20 protein-coding genes, 1 pseudogene and 1 CRISPR repeat array are annotated in these 20547 nt (G+C 71.7%); of the genes and pseudogenes, 7 read left to right on the forward strand and 14 right to left on the reverse strand.

What is annotated here, in order from left to right; translation table 11 throughout:
• Positions 1 to 141 precede the first annotated feature (141 nt).
• Positions 142 to 1365 (reverse strand): chloramphenicol/florfenicol efflux MFS transporter FloR, encoded by a 1224-nt coding sequence (gene floR / locus ACFQPS_RS16750; protein ID WP_377360362.1) that lies wholly within the window; start codon positions 1363 to 1365, stop codon positions 142 to 144.
• Positions 1366 to 1536: 171 nt separating this feature from the next.
• The gene (locus ACFQPS_RS16755) at positions 1537 to 2445 is read right to left on the reverse strand and encodes a LysR family transcriptional regulator (RefSeq protein WP_377360363.1); all 909 of its coding nucleotides are present in this window, start codon (positions 2443 to 2445) and stop codon (positions 1537 to 1539) included.
• A 754-nt stretch (positions 2446 to 3199) separates the two neighbouring features.
• Between ACFQPS_RS16755 and ACFQPS_RS16760 the strand changes: the two genes are divergently transcribed.
• A complete protein-coding gene (locus ACFQPS_RS16760) occupies positions 3200 to 3367 on the forward strand; it encodes a hypothetical protein (RefSeq protein WP_377360364.1) in 168 nt (55 codons plus the stop codon).
• Here ACFQPS_RS16760 and ACFQPS_RS16765 read toward each other — a convergent pair.
• Positions 3347 to 4113: pseudogene (locus tag ACFQPS_RS16765) on the reverse strand (IS5 family transposase); the annotation flags it as partial. The gene ACFQPS_RS16760 and the pseudogene ACFQPS_RS16765 sit on opposite strands and share 21 nt — an antisense overlap.
• A gap of 166 nt (positions 4114 to 4279) precedes the next feature.
• On the opposite strand from ACFQPS_RS16765, the gene ACFQPS_RS16770 reads away from it, so the two are divergent.
• Together ACFQPS_RS16770 and ACFQPS_RS16775 are read left to right on the forward strand one after the other, a co-directional pair.
• Entirely contained in the window at positions 4280 to 4603 is a 324-nt protein-coding gene (locus tag ACFQPS_RS16770; RefSeq protein ID WP_377360365.1) for a nuclear transport factor 2 family protein, read from the forward strand.
• Entirely contained in the window at positions 4600 to 5379 is a 780-nt protein-coding gene (locus ACFQPS_RS16775; RefSeq protein WP_377360366.1) for an SDR family oxidoreductase, read from the forward strand. The genes ACFQPS_RS16770 and ACFQPS_RS16775 overlap by 4 nt, the downstream gene beginning before the upstream one ends.
• A gap of 42 nt (positions 5380 to 5421) precedes the next feature.
• On the opposite strand, the gene ACFQPS_RS16780 is transcribed toward ACFQPS_RS16775, so the two are convergent.
• A complete protein-coding gene (locus ACFQPS_RS16780) occupies positions 5422 to 7554 on the reverse strand; it encodes a TonB-dependent receptor (protein WP_377360367.1) in 2133 nt (710 codons plus the stop codon).
• Positions 7555 to 7798: 244 nt separating this feature from the next.
• Between ACFQPS_RS16780 and ACFQPS_RS16785 the strand changes: the two genes are divergently transcribed.
• Positions 7799 to 8110 carry a hypothetical protein gene (locus ACFQPS_RS16785; protein WP_377360368.1) on the forward strand — a complete coding sequence of 104 codons (312 nt, stop codon included), beginning with the start codon at positions 7799 to 7801 and terminating at the stop codon, positions 8108 to 8110.
• Between the two features lie 134 nt (positions 8111 to 8244).
• On the opposite strand, the gene irrA is transcribed toward ACFQPS_RS16785, so the two are convergent.
• The 10 genes from irrA to ACFQPS_RS16835 all read right to left on the reverse strand — a co-directional run bounded on the left by irrA (position 8245) and on the right by ACFQPS_RS16835 (position 18034).
• Complete coding sequence (irrA, locus tag ACFQPS_RS16790) at positions 8245 to 8673, reverse strand: iron response transcriptional regulator IrrA (RefSeq protein ID WP_377360381.1); 429 nt, start codon at positions 8671 to 8673, stop codon at positions 8245 to 8247.
• A 228-nt stretch (positions 8674 to 8901) separates the two neighbouring features.
• Positions 8902 to 9090, reverse strand: coding sequence for a hypothetical protein (locus tag ACFQPS_RS16795; protein WP_377360369.1), 189 nt, complete (start codon positions 9088 to 9090; stop codon positions 8902 to 8904).
• 152 nt (positions 9091 to 9242) lie between these two features.
• Positions 9243 to 10640 carry an NAD(P)H-dependent flavin oxidoreductase gene (locus tag ACFQPS_RS16800; RefSeq protein ID WP_377360370.1) on the reverse strand — a complete coding sequence of 466 codons (1398 nt, stop codon included), beginning with the start codon at positions 10638 to 10640 and terminating at the stop codon, positions 9243 to 9245.
• A gap of 166 nt (positions 10641 to 10806) precedes the next feature.
• Positions 10807 to 11571, reverse strand: a complete 765-nt coding sequence (gene ugpQ / locus ACFQPS_RS16805; RefSeq protein WP_377360371.1) for a glycerophosphodiester phosphodiesterase — start codon at positions 11569 to 11571, stop codon at positions 10807 to 10809.
• Between the two features lie 115 nt (positions 11572 to 11686).
• Complete coding sequence (locus ACFQPS_RS16810) at positions 11687 to 12190, reverse strand: hypothetical protein (RefSeq protein WP_377360372.1); 504 nt, start codon at positions 12188 to 12190, stop codon at positions 11687 to 11689.
• 108 nt (positions 12191 to 12298) lie between these two features.
• Positions 12299 to 12583 carry a hypothetical protein gene (locus tag ACFQPS_RS16815; protein ID WP_377360373.1) on the reverse strand — a complete coding sequence of 95 codons (285 nt, stop codon included), beginning with the start codon at positions 12581 to 12583 and terminating at the stop codon, positions 12299 to 12301.
• Between the two features lie 24 nt (positions 12584 to 12607).
• A complete protein-coding gene (locus tag ACFQPS_RS16820) occupies positions 12608 to 13120 on the reverse strand; it encodes a L,D-transpeptidase family protein (RefSeq protein WP_377360374.1) in 513 nt (170 codons plus the stop codon).
• Between the two features lie 87 nt (positions 13121 to 13207).
• Complete coding sequence (locus ACFQPS_RS16825) at positions 13208 to 14419, reverse strand: hypothetical protein (RefSeq protein ID WP_377360375.1); 1212 nt, start codon at positions 14417 to 14419, stop codon at positions 13208 to 13210.
• Between the two features lie 487 nt (positions 14420 to 14906).
• Positions 14907 to 15983: direct repeats of the CRISPR family, unit length 36 nt; unit sequence CTTTCCCCGGCAGAAATGCCGGGGCCTCATTGAAGC.
• 55 nt (positions 15984 to 16038) lie between these two features.
• On the reverse strand, positions 16039 to 17178 hold the full coding sequence (gene ribA, locus ACFQPS_RS16830; RefSeq protein ID WP_377360376.1) for a GTP cyclohydrolase II: 1140 nt from the start codon (positions 17176 to 17178) through the stop codon (positions 16039 to 16041).
• 22 nt (positions 17179 to 17200) lie between these two features.
• On the reverse strand, positions 17201 to 18034 hold the full coding sequence (locus ACFQPS_RS16835; RefSeq protein WP_377360377.1) for a CDP-alcohol phosphatidyltransferase family protein: 834 nt from the start codon (positions 18032 to 18034) through the stop codon (positions 17201 to 17203).
• A gap of 162 nt (positions 18035 to 18196) precedes the next feature.
• Between ACFQPS_RS16835 and ACFQPS_RS16840 the strand changes: the two genes are divergently transcribed.
• From ACFQPS_RS16840 to ACFQPS_RS16850, 3 genes are all read left to right on the forward strand, one after another.
• Positions 18197 to 19216, forward strand: coding sequence for a zinc-dependent alcohol dehydrogenase (locus tag ACFQPS_RS16840; RefSeq protein WP_377360378.1), 1020 nt, complete (start codon positions 18197 to 18199; stop codon positions 19214 to 19216).
• Complete coding sequence (locus ACFQPS_RS16845) at positions 19204 to 19605, forward strand: 6-pyruvoyl trahydropterin synthase family protein (protein WP_377360379.1); 402 nt, start codon at positions 19204 to 19206, stop codon at positions 19603 to 19605. Before ACFQPS_RS16840 ends, ACFQPS_RS16845 begins: the two co-directional genes overlap by 13 nt.
• The coding region (locus ACFQPS_RS16850) for a glycosyltransferase family 4 protein (protein ID WP_377360380.1) at positions 19602 to 20547 on the forward strand (946 nt) is incomplete at its 3' end. The genes ACFQPS_RS16845 and ACFQPS_RS16850, both read left to right, overlap by 4 nt.

Here is a 20547-nt window from a genome sequence, read left to right on the forward strand (position 1 = left end):
TCGTTTATTCATCCATCTGGAGTAGGCACGCCTAGACCGAAGGGTGTAGGCACGGTCCCGCGGGGAGCCCCGCGGGACCGGAAGGGGAGAGCGCCGGGAAGGCGGTGTCAGTCCGCCATGCGGCGCCCCCCTGAACGCCGCTCAGACGCCCGGTGACGTCCCCGCCGCCCGGGATCGAAGCCACGCCAGCCCCGCGGACACCAGCAGCGCCATCGTCGTGGCGTAGCAGACCACGGGCCATGCCGTGTCGCCGTTCAGCAGCGTCGCCGCCGCGGTCCCCGCGATGCCGACGATCAGGCTCTGGATGCAGAAATAGACCGCGACGGCCGATCCCGCGATGTCGTCGAACGGCGCAAGGGCGCCGTTGGCGGTCACGGACACCGTGAAGACGATGCCGACCGCCATGACCCACATCGGCAGGATGTAGCCGGGGAAGGACGGCGGGCCGGAAAGCTCGCCGAGCGCCAGCAGGGCCGCCCCGCAGACAAGCAAGGCCATCCCGCGCGCCACGCATCCCGCGATGCCCCAGCGGGTGACGAAGGATTTCACGAACCGGGTGGTCCCGATCATGACGACCGCGACCGTGGCGAAGGCCAGGCTGAATCCGATCTCCGACCAGCCCGCCTTGTCTATCAGCACGCGGGGGGCCGTCGAGAAGAAGACGAAGAAGGTGCCCATGCCGGCGCTGAAGCCGGCCGTGTAGACCCAGAAGGCCGGGCTGGCGAAAACCCGCAGAACGGACCGGCGCGTCGTCGCCTCATCCGGCAGGCGGGTTGCGATCGGCCGGGTTTCGGGCCATCTGAGGCCGGCATTCAGGAGGGCGGGCACCGCCAGGGCGGCCAGCGCGACGAAGATCGCCCGCCATCCGAGGGCCCCGCCGATCACCGCTCCGGCGATGGGGCCGAGGGCGGGGACGAAGGCCAGGATCGAACTGAAAAGGCCGTAGATGACGACGCCCTCGGGCCGGCTGGCATAGACGTCGCGCACCGTCGCGAACGTCGCCACCAGCGCCGCCGATGCCCCGACCGCCTGGAGCAGACGGAAGGCGACGAAGACCGCGGCCGTCGGCGCGCCTGCCGCCCCCAGGGAAGCGACGACGAAGACCGCGCCACCCGCGAGCAGGACAGGCCGCCGCCCGAGGCGATCCGAGATCGGCCCGAAGATCACCTGCCCCACGCCGAGCATCACCATGTAGAGGCTCAAGCTGAGCTGGATCACGGCTGGCGTCGTGTTCAGGACGCCGGGCATCGCCGGAACGACGGGGAGATAGATATCCATCGCCAGCGAAGCGAGGATGTCGAAGGGCGCCATCAGCAGCAGTGCCGCCGGCAGCGTAAAGGCCCACGCGGGGCGTGTGGTGGTCATGCGAAGAAATCCGCTCGGTCAGGAATACCGGGCGGCGTCTGCGTGCCAGAAATCGGTCAGGATCGGTCTTACAGAACGCCGCAACAACAATGCCCGTTGTTGCGGCTTACCTGTCTGCGGACTTGCCGGCTCCCATGCCCCTGACCTCGCACCCGAAAAGGAAGGCCGACCTTATCCGATGGTCTCTCCCGCCGCAATGGCGCGGGCCAGACCGATGAACGCCCTGAGCGCGGCCGAGGGGTTGCGCCGTCCGGGATAGTAGAGGCAGAGCCCGGCACGCGGCGGCGTCCAGTCATCGAGCACGCGCACGAGACGACCCGCTTCGATGTCGGCACGCACGGTCTGCTCCATGAAGAAGCCGAGCCCGATCCCCTCCAGGACAGCGATGCGGGCAAGACCGGCCTCGTCCAAGGTGATCGGTCCCGCCACGTCGATCTGGGCCGCCTGTCCGTCCTTCTCGAACTGCCAGCGGTAGAGGGCGCCGTTCGGCAGCCGGACCCGGATGCACGGGTGATGGAGGAGGTCGGGCGGAACCCGTGGCGTGGCATGCCGCTGGAAATAGGCCGGCGACCCGACGACGGCATAGCGCTGGGGACGCCCCAGGGAGAGCGCGATCATGTCGCTGGGCACGAGGTCGGCCACCCGCACACCAAGATCGAACCCCTCGGCGACGATATCCACCAGCCGCCCTTCGGTGACGAGATCGACATGCACCTGCGGATGGCGGCGCAGGAACTCCAGCACCAGCGGCGAGAGGATCTCCCGGGCCGCCATGGCAAAGGCGTTGATGCGCAGTGTGCCGGACGGAACCGTCTGCTGCGCCCGCACGGCCTCCAGGGCGCCGTGGATATCCTGCAAGGCCGGACCGACCTGCTCGACGAACAGCCGCCCGGCATCGCTGAGCGAGACGCTCCGCGTCGTGCGATTGAACAGGCGGACGCCAAGGCTCGCCTCCAGCTTACCGATCGCGTTGCTGAGCGCGGTCGTGGACATCCCCAGATCGACCGCCGCGGCGCGGAACGACCCCCGGCGGGCGATGGCGATGACGGCCTCGAGATCGTGCAGGTCAGGCCGGTACATTGTCCCGTCCTTCGAAATTCCACATCCCGCTTTATCCCGGTTATCGGAACGGGTGTCCACGCCCATAGTGGAAGGACCGAGCGACCCCGATCAGAGCCTGTTTGAGAACGCCCCAGATCACTATAAGTAGCGTATCTTGCATTGATAGTTGCACTACATGCTGTGCCATATTCCAGTCTTCAAACGGCCCCTCAGCTATCCTCATCCTATTGGCGAGCAAAAAATCACAGATCGGTTCGACAATTCGGAAATCTAAACGCAGACAATCGCACACCAACCAATGCCGTGCCGCACCACAGTTTTTCAGTTTCGCTATGAAGAACATGGATTTAGCGGCGTGCTATTGTCTTCAAATTATTTATTATTCAGCAAAACTGGAAATATTTTATGATAGATGCGCAAACATACCATGGCGATATTATGCAAATCGGTGGCGGCGCTATTGGCGACCGAGGTAAAGATTCTTGCGGGCATCGTATTGAGCAGCATAAGATCAATGTCATGAACGCAGACAATTTCAACAATCTCGCCATTAAGTTCGGTGTTGCATCTTTTTAATATTTAGAAATCCCGTGACACCTGGAGTTTTTCGGTTTGGGATCACTTGTATCCGGCAGTCTAGCGGATGTGTTCGAAGATAGCCCGTCAGATGCCATGCTCGCGTATACCCAATGTGTAGCAGGCATGAGCTGATCATGCACGACACCGCCACCAGCTCCCATGACCGGCAGCGGCAAATAGACAGGAGCTTAAAATGACCAAGCAAGAGATCGCAAAAATCGCAAACATCATGAGGGGCTTTAGCGGCGGTTTGTTTCTTGGTCCAATTTTGTCATTGTTGGGCATGGGCCATACTCCTATTTATGCGCTGGCCACGATCCTTATTTTTGGTGTGTGGTTTTTAGAAAAAAAGGAAAGTTGACACGCTATTCCATAAAAGCCTGTTTGAGAACCGCTTCAGTGGCAGACTCATTCGAAGCAGCAAGCTTGCCATGGCGAGTTGTATCATGCCGCCGGAGACGTCGATCCGGGCTTCGTCGTCTCGAATCAGTCGTCTTCAGCGGGTCATCCCTCTGACGGCCTGCTCGACCACCCAGCGCCGGGGCACGACCTTGAACCCCGGCTCGGTATCGGTCCGCTGAACCACCTCGACGCTGAAGTCGAGGGAGGCAGCCTTGTCCATCAGCGTCTTACGCTCAGAGGCGCTGTCGGAGAAGAGGTGCTTCATCCACGGCCAACGCTTGCGCATCGCCTCCAGGTGAGCTGCGCGCCCGCGCTGTCGGAGATGTCGGCGATGGTCAGCTTGACCATCAGCAGGCGGCCATCGTGTCCGCCGCGATGGGCCGCTTGCGGCCGTTGATCTTCTTGCCCGCATCGTAGACACGCTCCCTGGCGGCGGGAGCCTTCACCGATTGGCTGTCCACGATCCCGGCGCTGGGACTGGCGTCGCGGCCGGCCCGCTCACGGTCGATCATCAACGCCACGTCGTGACCGTCTGGAACAGCAAGCGCCGCAGGAGATACCGGAACCACCAGTACACCGTCTGCCACGGTGGAAGGTCTTCGGTAAAAGCTGCCAGCCGCAACCCGCCCGGGCCAGCTAGCGCAAGCCGTTCAAGACCTCCCGAAGGTCAGCAGACCTTGGGCGGCCGGTGTCGGCCTTCTGCGGGCGATGACGGCATCGAGATCGTGCAGGTCAGACCGGCACATTGTCCCGCCCTTCGAAATTCCACATCCCGTTTTATCCCGATTATCGGAACGGGTGTCCATACCCATAGTGGAAGGACCGGGCGACCCCGATCAGCCCGGTCAGCCCGATCAGAAGGAATGGCGCAATGACCCTCCCTCCCCCGATCCTGGCCTATTTCGATGCCGACGAGAGGAACGATCGCGCGGCCCTGATCAAGGCCTTCGCGCCCGACGCCGTCGTCACGGACGAAGGCCGGTCCCATGTCGGCCGCGACGCCATCGGTGCGTGGTGGAGCGCGGCGAAGGCCACGTACCAGAACACGACCGAGCCGCTGGAGATGACGGAAAGGGGCGATGTCACCGAGATCCTTGCCCGGGTAGCCGGACAGTTCCCGGGCAGTCCGGTCACCTTGACCTTCGCGTTCCGGGTCGGGGACGACCGGATCACCGGCCTGGAGATCACGGCATGAGCGGCTTCCTCAGCCTGGAAGGCAAGCGCGCGCTCGTCACCTCGGGCACGCGCGGCGCGGGTGCGGCCACCGTCGCGCTGTTCCGCGACCTCGGTGCCCGTGTGCTGACCGCCGCGCGATCCCGCCCGGACACGGCGGGCGGGAAGATGTTCGTCGCCGCGGACCTGACGACCCCGGAAGGCTGCGCCGCGCTCGCCGCCGCGGTGCGCGACCGCCTGGGCGGGGTTGATGTGATCGTCCACATGCTCGGCGGCTCGTCCGCCCCGGCGGGCGGCTTCGCGGCGTTGGGCGACACGGACTGGGCCAGGGAGATCGCCCTCAACCTGATGCCCGCCGTCCGGCTTGACCGCGAACTCGTGCCCGCGATGGTGGCGCAGGGCCGCGGCGTCGTCATCCATGTCACCTCCATACAGGGCAGATTGCCCTTGCCGGCGGCGACGACGGCCTATGCCGCCGCGAAGGCCGCGCTCTCCACCTACAGCAAGAGCCTCTCGAAGGAAGTCTCGCCCAAGGGGGTGCGTGTGGTGCGGGTCGCGCCCGGCTGGATCGAGACCGAGGCGGCGGCGCGGCTGGTCGGGCGGGTCGCGGAGGACGCCGGCACCGATCAGGAGGGCGGCCGGCGGATCATCATGGAGTCGCTCGGCGGCATCCCGATCGGCCGGCCCTCGACGCCGGAGGAGGTCGCCAGCCTGATCGCCTTCCTCGCCTCCGATCGCGCTGGCACCATCACCGGCACCGAACACATCATCGACGGGGGCACCGTTCCCACCATATGAGCCGTGCCCGGGGCGCTTCGGCGGGGCTCCCCGACGGACGCCCTACCAGCGCGCCTTCAGCCCGACCTGCCACTGCCGGCCGGGGCCGATGTTGGTCAGCCCGTCGCTGCGCACCCCCGTCTCCACCAGACGGTCGGTCAGGTTCTCCACCGTGCCGAACAGGTGCAGGGTGCGGGACAGGTCCCAGCCGGCATAGAGGTCGGCCACGACATAGGGCGACAGGCGCCGGTCGTTCTCGCTGTTCTCATAGGCGTCGGAGGCGGCGCGGACCTGCACCCGCAGCGTCGCCGGTCCGGTCGGCCGCCATGCGGCCTCCACCGTGCCCTGGTGGCGCGGCGCCTGGCCGACCCGGTTGCCCTCCAGCGCGGGGAAGCCGGGGGCCGAGACGATCTCCGCGTCGCTGAACAGGTAGGAGAAGGACAGCGACAGGTCGGCCCTCGGCTCCAGCCGCAGTTCCGCCTCGATGCCGTCCACCTCGATCCGGTCCAGGTTGCGCCGCTGCGCCAGACTGCCGCCGGCCGGCACCACGATCCCCAGGGGGGCGTAGGCGCCGGGTGTGCGGGTCAGCACGACATTGTCCACCGCGTCCTCCAGTTCCACGTGGAACAGCGTGGCCGACAGCGTCAGCCCTGGCCGCGGCGTCAGGCGCAGCCCCACCTCCCCGCCCGCCAGCCGTTCCGGGTCCAGACCGGGGTTCGCCTCCGTGATGTCGTTGCCGACCCGGAACGGGCGGTGGAACTCGTTCAGCGTCGGCAGCCGGAAGCCGGTATAGACCGCACCGCGCAGGGCCAGGGCGTCGGTCGCCTGCCAGTCCGCCCCGGCGCGGCCGTTCAGCACCCGCCCGTCGCGGTCAGGCAGGCGGCGGTCCAGCAGCGGTGCGCCTGTCTCCCGCACCACCTCCGTGCGGAAGCCGCCGCGGTTCCACCAGCCGTCCAGCCGCGCCCCCGCCGTCAGCAGCAGGTCCGGCCGGGCGGTCCAGACGTGCTCCGCGAACAGCCCGGCGACGATCTGCTCGCCGCCGGCCCGGCGCTCGCGGGTGAAGCCGCCGTTCTGGAAGAAGAAATACTCGCGCGTCTCCCCGTCGGCCCAGCGCAGGTCCAGGCCCAGGTCGGTGCTGTGGCCGGGCGCCGGCTCCAGCCCGATCTGGACGATGCCGCCCAGCGCCGTGGCCGGGACCTTGTGCTGGTCGAGCGCCGGCGTCTCCCCGGCGCGCTCGTCGTCCACGCCGGAGAAGGTGCTGGAGAAGGTCCAGTCCCGGGCATAGAGCACGGCCTCCCAGGGGAGCGCGCCCTCCCCCACCAGCCGCAGACTGCCCTCCACCGCCTCGGTCCGGTTCCCGGTATAGGGGGTGCCGTTGCCGCGGGTCTCGCGGAAGACGGAGAGCTTCGCCGTGGCGGCGACGCTGCCGAAGCGGGCCTGCGCCACCCCGTCGGCCCAGAGCGCGTCGGAGTCGGCGTCCACGTCCACCGGGCCGCGCTGGTCGCGGCGCACGACGGGCGCGCCGCCCGTGGTGAAGGCGTTGGCGGTCAGCCCCAGCGTCACCGGACCGGCCCGGCCGGCGGTGGCGGCCAGCGCCTGCCAAGTGTCGCCGGACCCGCCGGACAGTTCCACCGCCGATCCCTCCGGCGGGGTGGTCTCGATCCGCACGGTGCCGGCCAGGGCGGCGTTGCCCCAGGCGCCGGCCCCGCCGCCGCGGGTGATGACCACCCGCTCCACCGCCCCGGTGGGCAGGCGCGACCAGTAGACCCAGCCGCCGAAGGGATCGTTGACCGGCACCCCGTCCACCAGCACCAGAGTCCGGCCCGCCCCGTTCGGGCCGATGCCGCGCAGCGAGAGGCCCTGCGTCGTGGGATTGGCCAGCCGGCTGCCGGCGCGGCGGAACAGCCCGAAGCCGGGCACCGCCCGCAGCGCCTCGTCCAGCCGCCGCTGCGGCGCCGTGGCAAGGCTGGCCGCATCCAGCACCGTAGGGCCATAGGGCCGTTCATAGGCCGGCACGCCACCGCGGCGCCCGACGATGACGATCTCCTCCACCGGCGCCGTCTGCGCCGTGGCGGCCGGAGCGGCGGCGAGGAGGCCCGCCAGCAGGGCCGCCGGCAGGACCGCCGGCAGGACCGGCGTGAGGGCGGGCAGGCAGCGGGGGGCGGACAGGCGGCGAGGGGCGTGCGGTGGGGTCATCGGCCGGGCGGGTCCTGTCGTCTGCGGCGGGTCGGGCTGCGGGCGGGGCCTGCGGGCGGAACGCTGCGGGCAAAGCTGCGAGCGGGCGGGGGGCCGGGGCCGGCCCCGCCCCCCCTGAACTGGGATAACGCCGCCCGGCGTCGATCTGCCCCGCCGCATCGTCGGTTCCTGCGTCCGCAGGGCGGCCGGCCTTGCCTCGGCGGGCAGGGCTGGGCAAAGTGCGGCCCGCGAAAGGGGACCGCCGATGAAGGTCGAACGCCATCCGGCGCTGCTGCTGCTGCTCCTGGTCGGGCTTTTCCTGCTGGGGCTGGCGCTGCGCTACGGCACGCTGAACCGCTGCGAGATGATGCGCCAGGAGGTGCGGCTGCGCTTCGAGGGCGAGGTGCCCGAGAGCGTGCGCGCGGCCCCCGGCGCGCCGCTGGTGATCGGGCTGGTGGAGAAGAGCGGATCGAAGCTGCTGACCTTCGATCTCACCCCCAACCAGTGCGCCGGCAAGCTGGTCCGGCTCTGGTTCGCGGAGGACGAGGAGGTCGGCAGCGTCCTGATGGACGACTGAGGTCCGGGCCGGCAGCCGCCCACCGCCGGGCGGCGGGGTCCGTCAGGGTGCGTCAGGCCACGGGCGCCGCCCGGAATGGCGAGGTCGCCGCCCCGGAAGCGGGCGGGCGCCGGAACCGGCCGGGCTCTGGGGGGTCAGGCGTCGGTCAGGCGGATGACCAGTTCGACCCGGGCGATCCGGGTGCCCTCCGGCGCTTCCGGCAGGCCGCTGATGACCACCCCGTTGCCGGCGATGTCCATCAGCCGGCCGCTGCCTTCGTAGAAGAAATGGTGGTGGTCCGACACGTTGGTGTCGAAGTAGGACCGCCCCGATTCCACCACCACCTCGCGCAGCAGGCCCACGCCGGTGAACTGGTGCAGCGTGTTGTACACCGTCGCCAGCGACACCCGCATGTTGGCGATCTGCGCCTCGCTGTGGAGCTGCTCCGCCGTGATGTGGCGGTCGCCCCCGTCGAACAGGAGCTTGGCGAGCGCCAGACGCTGGCGGGTGGGGCGAAGTCCGGCCTGGGACAGGCGGTCCAGAACGGGCTTGTAGGTTCGGGGCATCGTGGTCATGGCGGGCATATGGGCGTGGTTGATGACGGCGGAAGGCCCTTCCTTCCAGGGTGCGGCATGATGCTCGATCATCCAGGCGGCCTGGATCGTGTTATTTGGAACAATTCAAGGCCCGCACGCAAGTCCATAGACCAAAAGAACCACGCTGGCAATCATCCGCGACAGCCGGGCCACCTTTTCCGGCGGCCCGCTGCAATGATCGCTCCGGTCCTGCCGGGAGCCGACGGCCGCCCGGCCTCAGCCCAGGGTCACCACCCCCACCAGCATGGCCGCCGCCACCACCATGCCGCCGTCACCCAGGGGGGAGACGGCGCGGCGGCGCCAGCCCGTGCGGTCGGCGAACAGCGACGCCAGCCGGACCATGACGGCCAGGGCGAGATAGGTTCCCAGAAAGGAGGCGGCGAGGATCACGGCGACGGACGGCATGGCACCTCCGGCTCGGGCGGGGGTGCCGCCCGCTGCCGCACCCCCTGCCATAACGCCCGGAAGGCCCCGGGCGTTGCGCCGGGGCTTGCGCCGTTCCCATGACAGTCTCCCCCGCCGCGGGGGAGTGCCGGCCCGCCGCGGCCGGCCCCGGCTCAGAAGCCGGTCTGGATGCGCTCGACGAGCTGCTTCACCGTCGGCACGAACCCGTTCGCGTAGTAGGGGTCCTGGCCGAAGCGGTAGGCGTTGTGCCCGGCGAACATCAGCTCGTTCTCGCAGTCCTCGGAATGGCTGATGTTCTGGAGGGTCTTCTGGATGCAGAAGCTGCGCGGGTCGGCCTTGCGGCCGGTCGTGCCCTCCTCGTTCTGTGCCCAGTTGCTGAACATGCAGGCGGACAGGCAGCCCATGCAGTCCACCTGGTCCTTCAGGATCTCCCGGCTCTTCTCCGGGGTGACGAAGACCAGGGTGGTGTCCGGGGTGCGCAGCGCCGTGTCGAAGCCGGCGGCGACCCAGCCCTCGGCCCGCTCGCGGTCGTGCGGGGTCAGATAGACCGGGCGGCCGCGCGGGCCGACCAGGAATTCGGCCGTGTGGTCGCCCACCGGCGCGTCGGCATAGACGACCTGCCGTTCGGAGCGCTGGCGCAGCTCCTCCAGGAACGGGTTGCGCACGGCCGAGGAATAGAAGCCCGTGGGGCTGAAGCGGTTCAGATAGACGTCGCCCGGCTTCAGCGTCAGCAGCCGGCGCTTCCAGGCCCCGCTGATCGGGCTTTCCTGGGTCAGCAGCGGGCGGGTGCCGAACTGGAAGGCGATCGGCCCGATCTCCGGATTGTCCAGATAGTGCTCCCACTCCGACAGCCACCAGACGCCGCCGGCCATGATGATCGGCACATGGTCCAGGCCGAAGCCGCTCATCATGCTGCGCAGGGCGACCAGCCGGGGATAGGGGTCCTCCGGCTTCTCCGGGTCCTCGGAGTTGGACAGGCCGTTATGGCCGCCGGCCAGCCACGGGTCCTCGTAGACGACGCCGCCCAGATGCTCGGGCCACTTGGAATAGGCGCGCAGCCACAGGGCGCGGAAGGCACGGGCCGAGCTGACGATCGGATAGTACTGCACGCCATGGCGCACGGCGATCTCGGCCACCCGGTAGGGCATGCCGGCGCCGCAGGTGACGCCGTGGATCAGGCCCTTCGCCCCTTCCAGCACCCCGTGCAGGATGCTTTCGGCGCCGCCCATCTCCCACAGCACGTTCATGTGGATGCGGCCCTGGCCGTTCGAGGCCTCGTGCGCGATCCGGGCCTGGGCGATGCCGCCCAGGATGCCGTAGCGGATCAGCTCCTCGTGCCGCTCCCGGCGCGTGCGGCCGTGATAGGTCTGGACCAGCAGGTTGCCCTGCTCGTCGAAGGAATCGGCATTCACCCCCGAGAATGTGCCGACCCCCCCCGCCGCCGCCCAGGCGCCGGAACTCTCCCCGTTCGAAACGGCAATCCCCTTGCCGCCTTCCACCAGCGGCAGCACCTCCTTGCCGGAGATGACCAGAGGCTTGAGCGCCTTCACCAAGAATCCTCCACCCAACGCCGCGCCCCGCCGCGGCCGGGCACCCTCTGCCCGTCCTGCGGCCGGCGCCTGCGGCCCGTTCTGTCCCGTCCGGCCGCGCGACCGGAATGTCCCGGCGGCAGCCGCTGCACGGCATATATGAAAAAAAAACGTCGCGGAAGGCCCTCTAACCTTTTTGCGTCGTCTGCCGGGCGAACTGTCTCAGCGCCGGGGCCAGACCCTGGGGCGTGTCGGTGAACACCGAACTCACGCCCCACGAGAAGACTTCGGCCGCTGCCGGAACACTGTTCACCGTATACGCCAGGATCGGGCGCCCCAGGGAGCGGTATTCGGCGATGCTGGCGGCATCCTCCCGTCGGGCGTTGACGTTGAGGGTCGCGGCATTAAGCCGCTCCGCCTGCTCGCGCCAGTCGGGCGGGCGGCGGTCGATCAGGAAGCCCAGGGGCCAGTCCGGCACGACATGCCGCACCATCTCCAGCGCCTCGCCGTCGAAGCTGGAGACGAGCGGCGGCTGCCGGCCGTCCGGCCAGGCCGTGCGGGCAAGGCTGCACGCGATCCCCGCCGTCTCCGCGCCGCGGCCAGGGCAGGGCTTGATCTCGATGTTCACCAGCAGATCCAGCGCGATGCAGAGGTCCAGCGCCTCCGCCAGGGTCGGCACCCGCTCGCCGGCATAGGCGGGGGAGAACCAGCGCCCCGCATCCAGCCGGCGCACCGACTCGAAGTCCATGTCCTGCACCCGGCCCGTGCCGTCGGTGGTGCGCTCCAGCCGTTCGTCATGCATCAGGATCGGCACGCCGTCCGCCGTCAGCTTCACGTCGAACTCGACCATCAGGCAGCCCTGCACCGCCGCCATCCTGAGGGAGGCCAGCGTGTTCTCCGGCGCGTGCCGGGCGGCGCCGCGGTGACCGATCAGGCGGGGAAGCTGGAGCATGGGAAGGTCCGGACCATCGGGGAGAGGAAGACCGGCGCGGCAGCCGCCGACACCGCGGATATGGGAAGCGGGGCGGCCGCCCGCCAGCAAGGAACGCACACCGGAAAGGGACGCGCTAGCGCTGGAACGGGGAGGGCCGCGGCGGGTCCACGGCATGGCCCAGGGAGACGAAGTTGTCCCGCGTCGCCTCCGACACGGGCAGCCCCCGCCCGCGCACCGCGGCGGCGACGGCGGCCGCCACCCGGTCGAACCCGTCCAGGGTGGATTCCACGGCGATACGCCGGCCGGCGCCGCGCACGGTCAACTGCATCCAGCCCCCCTGCCGGTCGCGCCGGGTGGAATAGTAGCTCAGCCCCACCGTCTCCACCTGGTCCCAGCGGATCGCGCGGCCCAGCGGCCCGTGCTGGCGGATGCCGGTCGCGTCAACGGCGATGCGCTGGAAGCGGCGCTGCCCCGTGCGCAGGGCGAAGACGCCGAACAGCGCTGCCCCGGCCAGCAGGGGGGCCGCGATCAGGGGATGCGGCTGGGCGATCAGGAACGGCCCCAGGGTCAGGGCCAGCCCGGCCCCGGCCCGCAGGCCGTCGGCCTTCAGGGCCTCGGGCGGGTAGCGTCCGCTCATGCTGTCGTCTCCGGTCATGGCGCGCCTCCGGTCACGGCGCGGACTTGCCACGGCCGGCGCGCCGCTGTCCAGGCCCCATCAGGCGGGGAAGCGTCAGGCGGCCCCCCCTCAGCGGCGGCGGGCGGCGAACAGCCCCAGGGCCAGCAGCGCCAGCCCCGGCAGCAGCAGCACGATCCAGGCCGGCGCCAGCAGCAGCGGCACGGCCGCCCCGTCCCAGAGGTCCGGGCTCAGATAGCGCTGCGTCACCGCCTGGAGCAGGTTCAGGCTGCCGGGGTCCAGCCCGTACCAGACATCGCCCAGCGCCGCGGCCCGGTCGCGCACGGCCAGGACACCGCCGGCCAGCACCAGCGCCAGTCCGGCAAGCCCGAGAAGCAGGGTCAGAAACCGTCGCATCGCCGCCCCCTTCCTGTTCCTGTTTCAACCGCCCGGCACGACCAGCCGGTCGCCCGGCCGGCAAAGGGCCAGCAGGGCCAGCAGATCGTCCCGCGCCAGGGCGACGCAGCCGGCCGTCGGTTCGTAGCCCGGCTTCGCCACATGCAGGAACACGGCGCTGCCCAGCCCCGGCACCGGCGGGTCGTCGTTGTGGCCCGGCACGACGATCAGGTCGTAGATCGCGTCCTCCCGCCACAGCACCTCGTGCCCGGCGGCGAAGGGCAGCCGGACCGGCCGGTTGTAGGCGGGATGGGCGGGGTCGTCGCACCAGCCGTCGTCCAGGGCGATGGCGGCCAGGGGAAGGCCGGTGGCGGGCGGCGCCAGCCGGTCCGGGCGGTAGAGCAGGCGGCGGAGCGGGAAGGCGCCCACGGGCGTGGCGCCGTCGCCCTCGCGCTTGTCGGGGCGGATGCCGCCGCGGCCGACGGCGCAGCGGGCGGACCCGCCGGGCCAGCGCAGCCGGTGGGTGCCGTCGGGCAGGGAATCGATGATCAGGTCCATGCCCGCGACATAGGACGGGCGACCCGGCTTGTCGAGAGCCGGAAGGCGGGGGCCGGAAGGCGGGGGCCGGAAGATCGGGGGGGGGGATCAGTGCCGCGTATCGACGCTGCTGCCGGGGGCCTGACGGCTGCGGGCCTGGGCCTCGTACTTGTTCATCGCCAGCATCATCATGTCCGCGACGAACTCGCGGGGCAGCGCGGCCGGCCCGGACGGCGGCCAGGGGCCGCCCGCAGGCGCGCCGGCAGGAGCGGCGGCGGCAGAGGCGGAAGCGGCAGAGGCAGCGGCAGACGCGGTGGCAGGGGCGGCGGCAGCGGCAGGAGGAACGGCGGAAGCGGAGGAAACGGCGGCGGGAGGAACGGCGGAGGCCGGGGCGGAGGTCGGGGCGGAGGGACGGGCCGCCGGCGGGGGATGTGCCGTGGCGGCGACGAAGGCGGCGCCCTGGGCGCTCTGCACCGGGGTCGGCGGCACGATGGATTTCGGGGCGACCGGCCCGCCGGCCTCGGCCAGCCGGCGGTAGCGGGACAGGTCCATGCCGCGCGGGGCGTCGCGACCCGCCGCCTCCTTGGCGCCGGCGGCCAGTTCCGCGAGCTGGGCGCCGTCGCCCGGTGCCGGCAGGCTGCCGACGGCGGCCGCGGCCGGCAGACCGGAGAGCGCCATGGCGGCGGCGGAGCCGGCGGGCATCGCCGCCAGCCCGCGCGCCTGTCCCGGCAGGGGGGCCGGAGCGCCAGCGGTGTACGGTACGGGAGCAGCAGCGGTGAGCGGTTCGGGCACGGCGGCGCGGCGCAGTTGCCCGGCCGGCGCCTCCGCCGGGTCGGCCGCGGCCAGCAGCACCTGCTCCTCCTCCTGTCCGTCGGGTGCCGCGTCCTTGCCCTTGAACAGGGAGGCGACATGGGTGAAGGCGTCGCTGCCCGTCTCCTTCTCCAGCACCATGTCGGCCGCGGCCACGGCCAGCCCCACCGGGCCGAACAGCAGGGCGCTGCCGGCCAGCCGGGCCGGCTCGCGGATCTCGTCGCCGGTGACGGCGCGGTAGAGGCGGTTGACGATGGGGATGTGCTGCAAGGGATTGATCACGTCCAGCACGTCCCAGAAGGACAGGCCGTGCTCATCCTCGGCCGCAGCCGTCGCCTCGCGGGTGGCGCGCGCCGCGGACTCCGCCGCCGCGGTCCCGTCCCCGGCAGCGCCAGGGACTGCCCCGGAGGCAACGCCCCCGGAGACGGCGCCCCCGGTCTCCGGGGCGGCCCCGCCGGCATGCTGGTGCCGGGGGCTGCGTGCGATCTGGTCGTACCGGCCTATCTGCATGGTCCCGCTCCTCCCTGCCCGACGGGAGGCAAGCAGCGTGCCAGCGCCGGAGGGCCGGGGAAGTGCCGGAAATCGCGGGACAACCGACCCGGCAGGGCCTGTCCCCCGCTGGCCCCCGCCCCGCCACCCGGCGGAATCTGCCCGGCAGCTTCGTCTACCCCGTCCGCGCGGGGGGCGGCCGACCGGTGAGCGGCTGACCCGGTGAGCCGGCGATGGCCGCCGGACCGCATCACAGGCCGCCCGCTTGACCCTGGCGCGGCGGCGACGGAGGATACGGGGCCGCGCCGCCGGCCCGCCGGCGAGCGGTCCGGTGGCCGGGAAAACCCGGGAACCGCTCGCAGACCGGCAAGCCTCTGGACTCGCTCCGGTTCTTGGACAGGGTGAAGATCGAACGGACCGTCCGGAGCCCCCCCGGCCCTGCCGCCGCCGGACCCGCTCGCAGCGGCACCGGTTCCGCGTTATGTTCCAAGGGCCTCCGAGGGGGGCACTTTCCCCGGCAGAAATGCCGGGGCCTCATTGAAGCAAGTCTATCGCTGTCTCTGAGGATCTGGAAGACCTCCTCCTTTCCCCGGCAGAAATGCCGGGGCCTCATTGAAGCTCATAGCGGCCCCCAGCCACGAAAAAGCCCGCCGCGGCTCTTTCCCCGGCAGAAATGCCGGGGCCTCATTGAAGCTACTCGGCGGGCGGGTCGATCAACACGAGCGCGATGCTTTCCCCGGCAGAAATGCCGGGGCCTCATTGAAGCATCCCGGCTCCCACCGCATTCGCGACGAACGCCTGGACTTTCCCCGGCAGAAATGCCGGGGCCTCATTGAAGCATAATAACCACCGTCCCACTAAGGCCGAGATGCGCAAGGCCTTTCCCCGGCAGAAATGCCGGGGCCTCATTGAAGCCTGGTCGGCTATGCTGGCCGCCTGTTCCGCGTCGAGTACTTTCCCCGGCAGAAATGCCGGGGCCTCATTGAAGCAAAGACTATTACGTACACGCACCAAGGCAGTGATGGAGCTTTCCCCGGCAGAAATGCCGGGGCCTCATTGAAGCGTCTTTGAAGAGGTGCTGTAATGGCTGTCCAGCCCGCAGTCTTTCCCCGGCAGAAATGCCGGGGCCTCATTGAAGCGGCGGCCGCTTCCCGGTGGCGGCTGGGAACGTGGCGCGCCTTTCCCCGGCAGAAATGCCGGGGCCTCATTGAAGCTCGCACCCCACGAATAGCCCCTCGGCCCCCGCCAGCGGCTTTCCCCGGCAGAAATGCCGAGGCCTCATTGAAGCTCCCGATAGCACACCAGCGCCCTCGTGGGGGAGAGCGCCCTTTCCCCGGCAGAAATGCCGGGGCCTCATTGAAGCGTGTCGTTGCCGCCGTTCGCTACGCCGGTCGCGCGGGAGTTTTCCCCGGCAGAAATGCCGGGGCCTCATTGAAGCGACTGGGGCGGTATCCGCTGGCGGCGCTACCGGGGCGCTTTCCCCGGCAGAAATGCCGGGGCCTCATTGAAGCTGCCGTACTGCCTCCAGGCAGAGATCCCGGTCCCGGAGCTTTCCCCGGCGGAAACGCCGGGGCCTCATTGACGCGCGGGGCCTGTTCGGGAACCCGTCCGGGGCGCCGCTTCGCGTCCGCCCGGTCCGCTCAGAACAGGTGGCCGGCGCGGTCTGCCTTGGCGCGGAGATAGGCTTCGTTGTGGCCGTTGGAGGGGAAGATGTGCGGGACCCGTTCCACCACCTCGATGCCGCAGGCGGCGAGCTGGGCCAGCTTGTCGGGGTTGTTGGTCATCAGCCGCACCCGGTCGAAGCCCAGCGCCTTCAGCATGGCCGCGGCCGGCAGATAGACCCGCTCGTCCGCGTCGAAGCCCAGGGCCGTGTTGGCGTCCAGCGTGTCCAGCCCGCCGTCCTGGAGGCGGTAGGCGCGCAGCTTGTTCACCAGCCCGATGCCGCGCCCCTCCTGGGCGAGGTACAGCAGCACGCCCGCGCCGGCACGGGCGATCTCCTCCACCGCGCCGCGGAGCTGCGGGCCGCAGTCGCAGCGCAGCGAGCCCAGCAGGTCGCCGGTGAAGCATTCCGAATGCAGCCGGGCCAGCACCGGCCGGCCGGGGGCGGGGTCGCCGATCACGATGGCCAGATGCTCCGGCCCGCCGTCGGAGGGGCGGAAGGCGACCAGCCGCGTCTGCTCCGCCGCCTCCAGCGGCACCGCGGCCTCCGCCACGCGGTAGAGGGTGCGGGCCGACTGCCGCCGGTATTCCGGCACGTCCGCCCCGCGCACGGCCAGCAGGTCGTGCCGCCGGGCGAAGGCGCCGGCATCGCGCACGCCGGGCAGCGGCGCCACCACGGCCGCCGGCAGCAGCCGGGCCAGCTTCGCCAGCAGCACGGCCAGCCCCTCGGCCGTGTCGTCGGGCGCGTGCGCCGTGGCGATGGCGCGGCGCAGCCGTTCGGCCGGGGTGCCGCGCGTCGGGTCGGCCAGATCGCGGGCCAGCTCCGCCGTCAGCCCGCCGGGCACGGTCAGCAGCACCGCCTGCTCCTCCGGCAGCTCGATCCCCAGGGCGCGGGCGCGCCGCCCGGCCAGCGCCAGCGCCGGGGCCGTGCCGGCGAGGGCGGCCAGGGCGGCGAGGCCGGCAGCCGTCGCCGTCTCCGCCGCCTGGACCAGCAGGCAGCGCCCGTCCGGCCCGGCCAGCACCACCGCCTCCCCCCGCCGCAGGTCCGACAGCGCGCGGTCGACGGCGCGCTGCGCGGCGCGGTCCAGCGTAAGCTCGGCGTGGGAGAGGTCGAGGGCCATGGTGGGGCAGTGTCCGCTGCGTTCAGGTCCGGGTCCGGCCGGCATGGCGGAAAAGCCAGACCGTATCGGCCGCGAAGGAGAAAAGCAAAACCCCAAGGGCTGCACCGACCGCAAGGCGGCTCAGCGGCGGTTCCAGCAGGGGCGTCAGCGCCGCCGCCAGCACGGCGATCTGCACGACGCAGACAACGCGGCGGCGCAGGCTGTAGGGCAAGGGCGCATTCAGCCAGCCCCGGAAGACCCCCGCCGCCACGAACAGGGGCCGCAGCAGCCCCGTCAGGAGCACCCAGGCCCCGGCCTCCCCCAGCCGCCAGAGCAGCGCCGCCAGCAGCAGCGTCAGCAGCGTGTCCAGGTCCATGTCGAAGCGCGCGCCGTAGGCGCTGGCCACGGCCTGCCGGCGGGCGATCCAGCCGTCCACCCCGTCCAGCGCCAGCGCCACCAGCGCCAGCCCGGTCAGCAGCCAGAGCGCCCCCGGCCCCAGCAGCCCGGCCGCCGGCAGCGCCCCGCCGGCCAGCGCGATCAGGCAGCCGCGGAACAGCGTCACCCGGTTGGCGTTGCCCCAGCCGGTGGCGGCCGGATGCCCGCCCAGCCCGTGCAGCGCGCTGGCCGCGACCAGGGCGAAGGTCGCGGCCGTGGCGGCCATGCACCGGGCCAGGACCGGGTCCGGCAGGTCCAGGGCGCGGCCCGCCGCCAGGGCGGCCGTCAGGGTCGCCACGGCCGCCGCCGCCAGATGCGCCGCCACCTCCAGGCGCAGACCGGGCCGGCGCAGACCGGACCGGGCGGCGGGAGAAGCGGTGACGGGAGGCGTCGTGGTGGAAGCGGACGGGACAGGAGCGGACGGGGTGGCCGGGCGGGACATGCGACATAGGTTGGCTGGGGGCCGGCTGGAACAAGCTCTCCGGACGGGGCTCCCCGTCCGGTGGAGCCGGCCCCTGCCCTGCCTCCTGCCGAGCCCACTGCCCCGCCCCCTGCCCCGCCCCCTGCCGTGTCCCCTGCCCTGCCCGGAACCCAGGCCCGCCCGATGACCGCCCCGCCCCCGGAAACCACGGCCGGCACTGCCCGCGCCTTCTGGATCGCCGCCCCCGGCCGGGGGGAGATCCGGGCGGAGCCGCTGCCCGCCCCGGCGCCGGGTCAGGTGCTGCTGCGGGCGCTGGCGGGCGCCGTCAGCCGCGGCACGGAGAGCCTGGTCTTCCACGGCCGGGTGCCGCCGGCGCTGGCGGCGGAGATGCGCTGCCCCTTCCAGGCGGGCGACTTCCCCGGCCCCGTCAAGTACGGCTACAGCCTGGTGGCGCGGGTGGAGCGGGGACCGCCGGCGCTGGAGGGACGCCGGGTCTTCGTCCTGCACCCGCACCAGGACCGCGCCGTCGTCCCGGCCGACGCCTGCCGGCCCGTGCCCGATGCCGTGCCGACCGACCGCGCCGTGCTCGCCGCCAATGCCGAGACGGCGCTGAACGCGCTGTGGGACGGCGCTGCCCTGCCCGGCCAGCGGATCACGGTGGTGGGCGGGGGCGTCGTCGGCTGCCTTGCGGCGTGGCTGGCCGCGCGGCTGCCGGGAGCGGAGGTGGAGCTGGTGGACGTGGAGCCCGCCCGCGCGTCCGTCGCGGCGCGGCTGGGCGTGCCCTTCCGCGAGCCCGACGGGGCGGCCGGCGGGCGCGATCTGGTGCTGCACGCCAGCGGCACGCCCGAAGGGCTGGCGACGGCGCTGGAGCTGGCCGGGACGGAGGCGACGGTGGTCGAGGCGTCCTGGTACGGCGACCGGCCGGTGCCGGCCCCGCTGGGAGCGGGCTTCCACCCGAAGCGGCTGCGCCTTCTCTCCAGCCAGGTCGGCCGCGTGGCGCCCGCCCAGCGCCCGCGCTGGAGCCCGGCCGACCGGCTGGATCTGGCGCTGCGGCTGCTGGAGGACCCGCGGCCGGACGCGCTGCTGGACGGAGCGACCGGGTTCGGCGAGCTTCCCGTGGCGATGCCCCGGCTCGCCTCCGGGCGGGGGCTCTGCCATCTGATCCGCTACCGGGAACAGGAAGGGACGGAATGTACAGCCTGACCGTGCGCGACCACATGATGATCGCCCACAGCTTCGTCGGCGCCGTGTTCGGCCCGGCGCAGGAGCTTCACGGCGCCACCTTCTTGGTGGATGCGGAGTTCCGCCGCCCGTCCCTGTCGGCCGACGGGCTGGTGGTGGATATCGGGCTCGCCGCCGCCCTGCTGAAGGAGGTGCTGGCGCCCCTGACCTACCGCAATCTGGACGAGCTGCCGGAGTTCCGCGGCCGCAACACGACGACCGAGTTCCTGGCCGGGGAGGTCTTCCACCGGCTGCGGGCGCGCATCGCCGACGGCGCCCTGGGGGAGGACGGGCGCGCCCTGGCCGGGCTGCGGGTGGAGCTGCACGAGTCCCACGTCGCCCGCGCCGCCTTCGAGGGGCCGCTGCCATGAGCCTGGGCCGGCCGCTGCATGTCCTGGTGCCCGGCCCGATCGGGCAGGCGACGGGGGGCTACGGCTATCTGCGCCGGGCCGTCGCCGGGCTGCGCGCCCGCGGAGAGACGGTCGTGGTGCATGAGCTGCCCGGCAGCTACCCGGTGCCCGACGACGAGGGCCGCGCCGGCGCCGACCGCGCCCTGGCGTCCGTCCCGGACAACGCGCTGGTGCTGACCGACGGGCTGGCCCTGCCGATGGCGGCGAACGCGCTCTGGGTGGAGCGGCACCGGTTGCGGCTGGTGGCGCTGGTCCACCATCCGCTGCACCTGGAGACGGGCCTGACGCCGGTGCAGGCGGCGCTGCTGCGCCAGCTTGAACGGGTGGCGCTGTCGAAGATGCGGCGGGTGGTGGTGCCCAGCCACGCCACCGCGGCCGACGTGGTGGCGCTGGACGTGCCGGCCGGACGCATCGGCATCGTGCCGCCCGGCACCGACCCCGCCCCGCCGGCGGAAGGCTCGGCAGACGGGGTGCCGACCCTGCTGACGGTGGCGACCCTGACCCCGCGCAAGGGCCATGCCGTGCTGCTGGAGGCGCTGGCGACCCTGGCCGCCCTGCCCTGGCGGGCGGTGCTGGCCGGCAGCGACGAGCGCGACCCGGCGGAGACGGCGCGCCTGCGGGCCGCCGTGGCGCGGCTGGGGCTGGGGGAGCGCGTGACCCTGACGGGGGAGGTGACCGCCGACCGGCTGGAGGCGCTCTGGCGCGGCGCCGACCTGTTCGTGCTGCCCAGCTTCCACGAAGGCTACGGCATGGCGGCGGCCGAGGCCCTGGCCCGCGGCCTGCCGGTGGTGGCCAGCCGCGCCGGCGCCCTGCCGGAGCTGGTGCCGGAGGCGGCGGGGGCGCTCGTGCCGCCGGGCGACGAGGCGGCGCTGGCCGCGGCGCTGCGGCCCCTGCTGGCCGATG

Source organism: Rhodocista pekingensis, assembly GCF_042665545.1.
Classification (GTDB): domain Bacteria; phylum Pseudomonadota; class Alphaproteobacteria; order Azospirillales; family Azospirillaceae; genus Rhodocista; species Rhodocista pekingensis.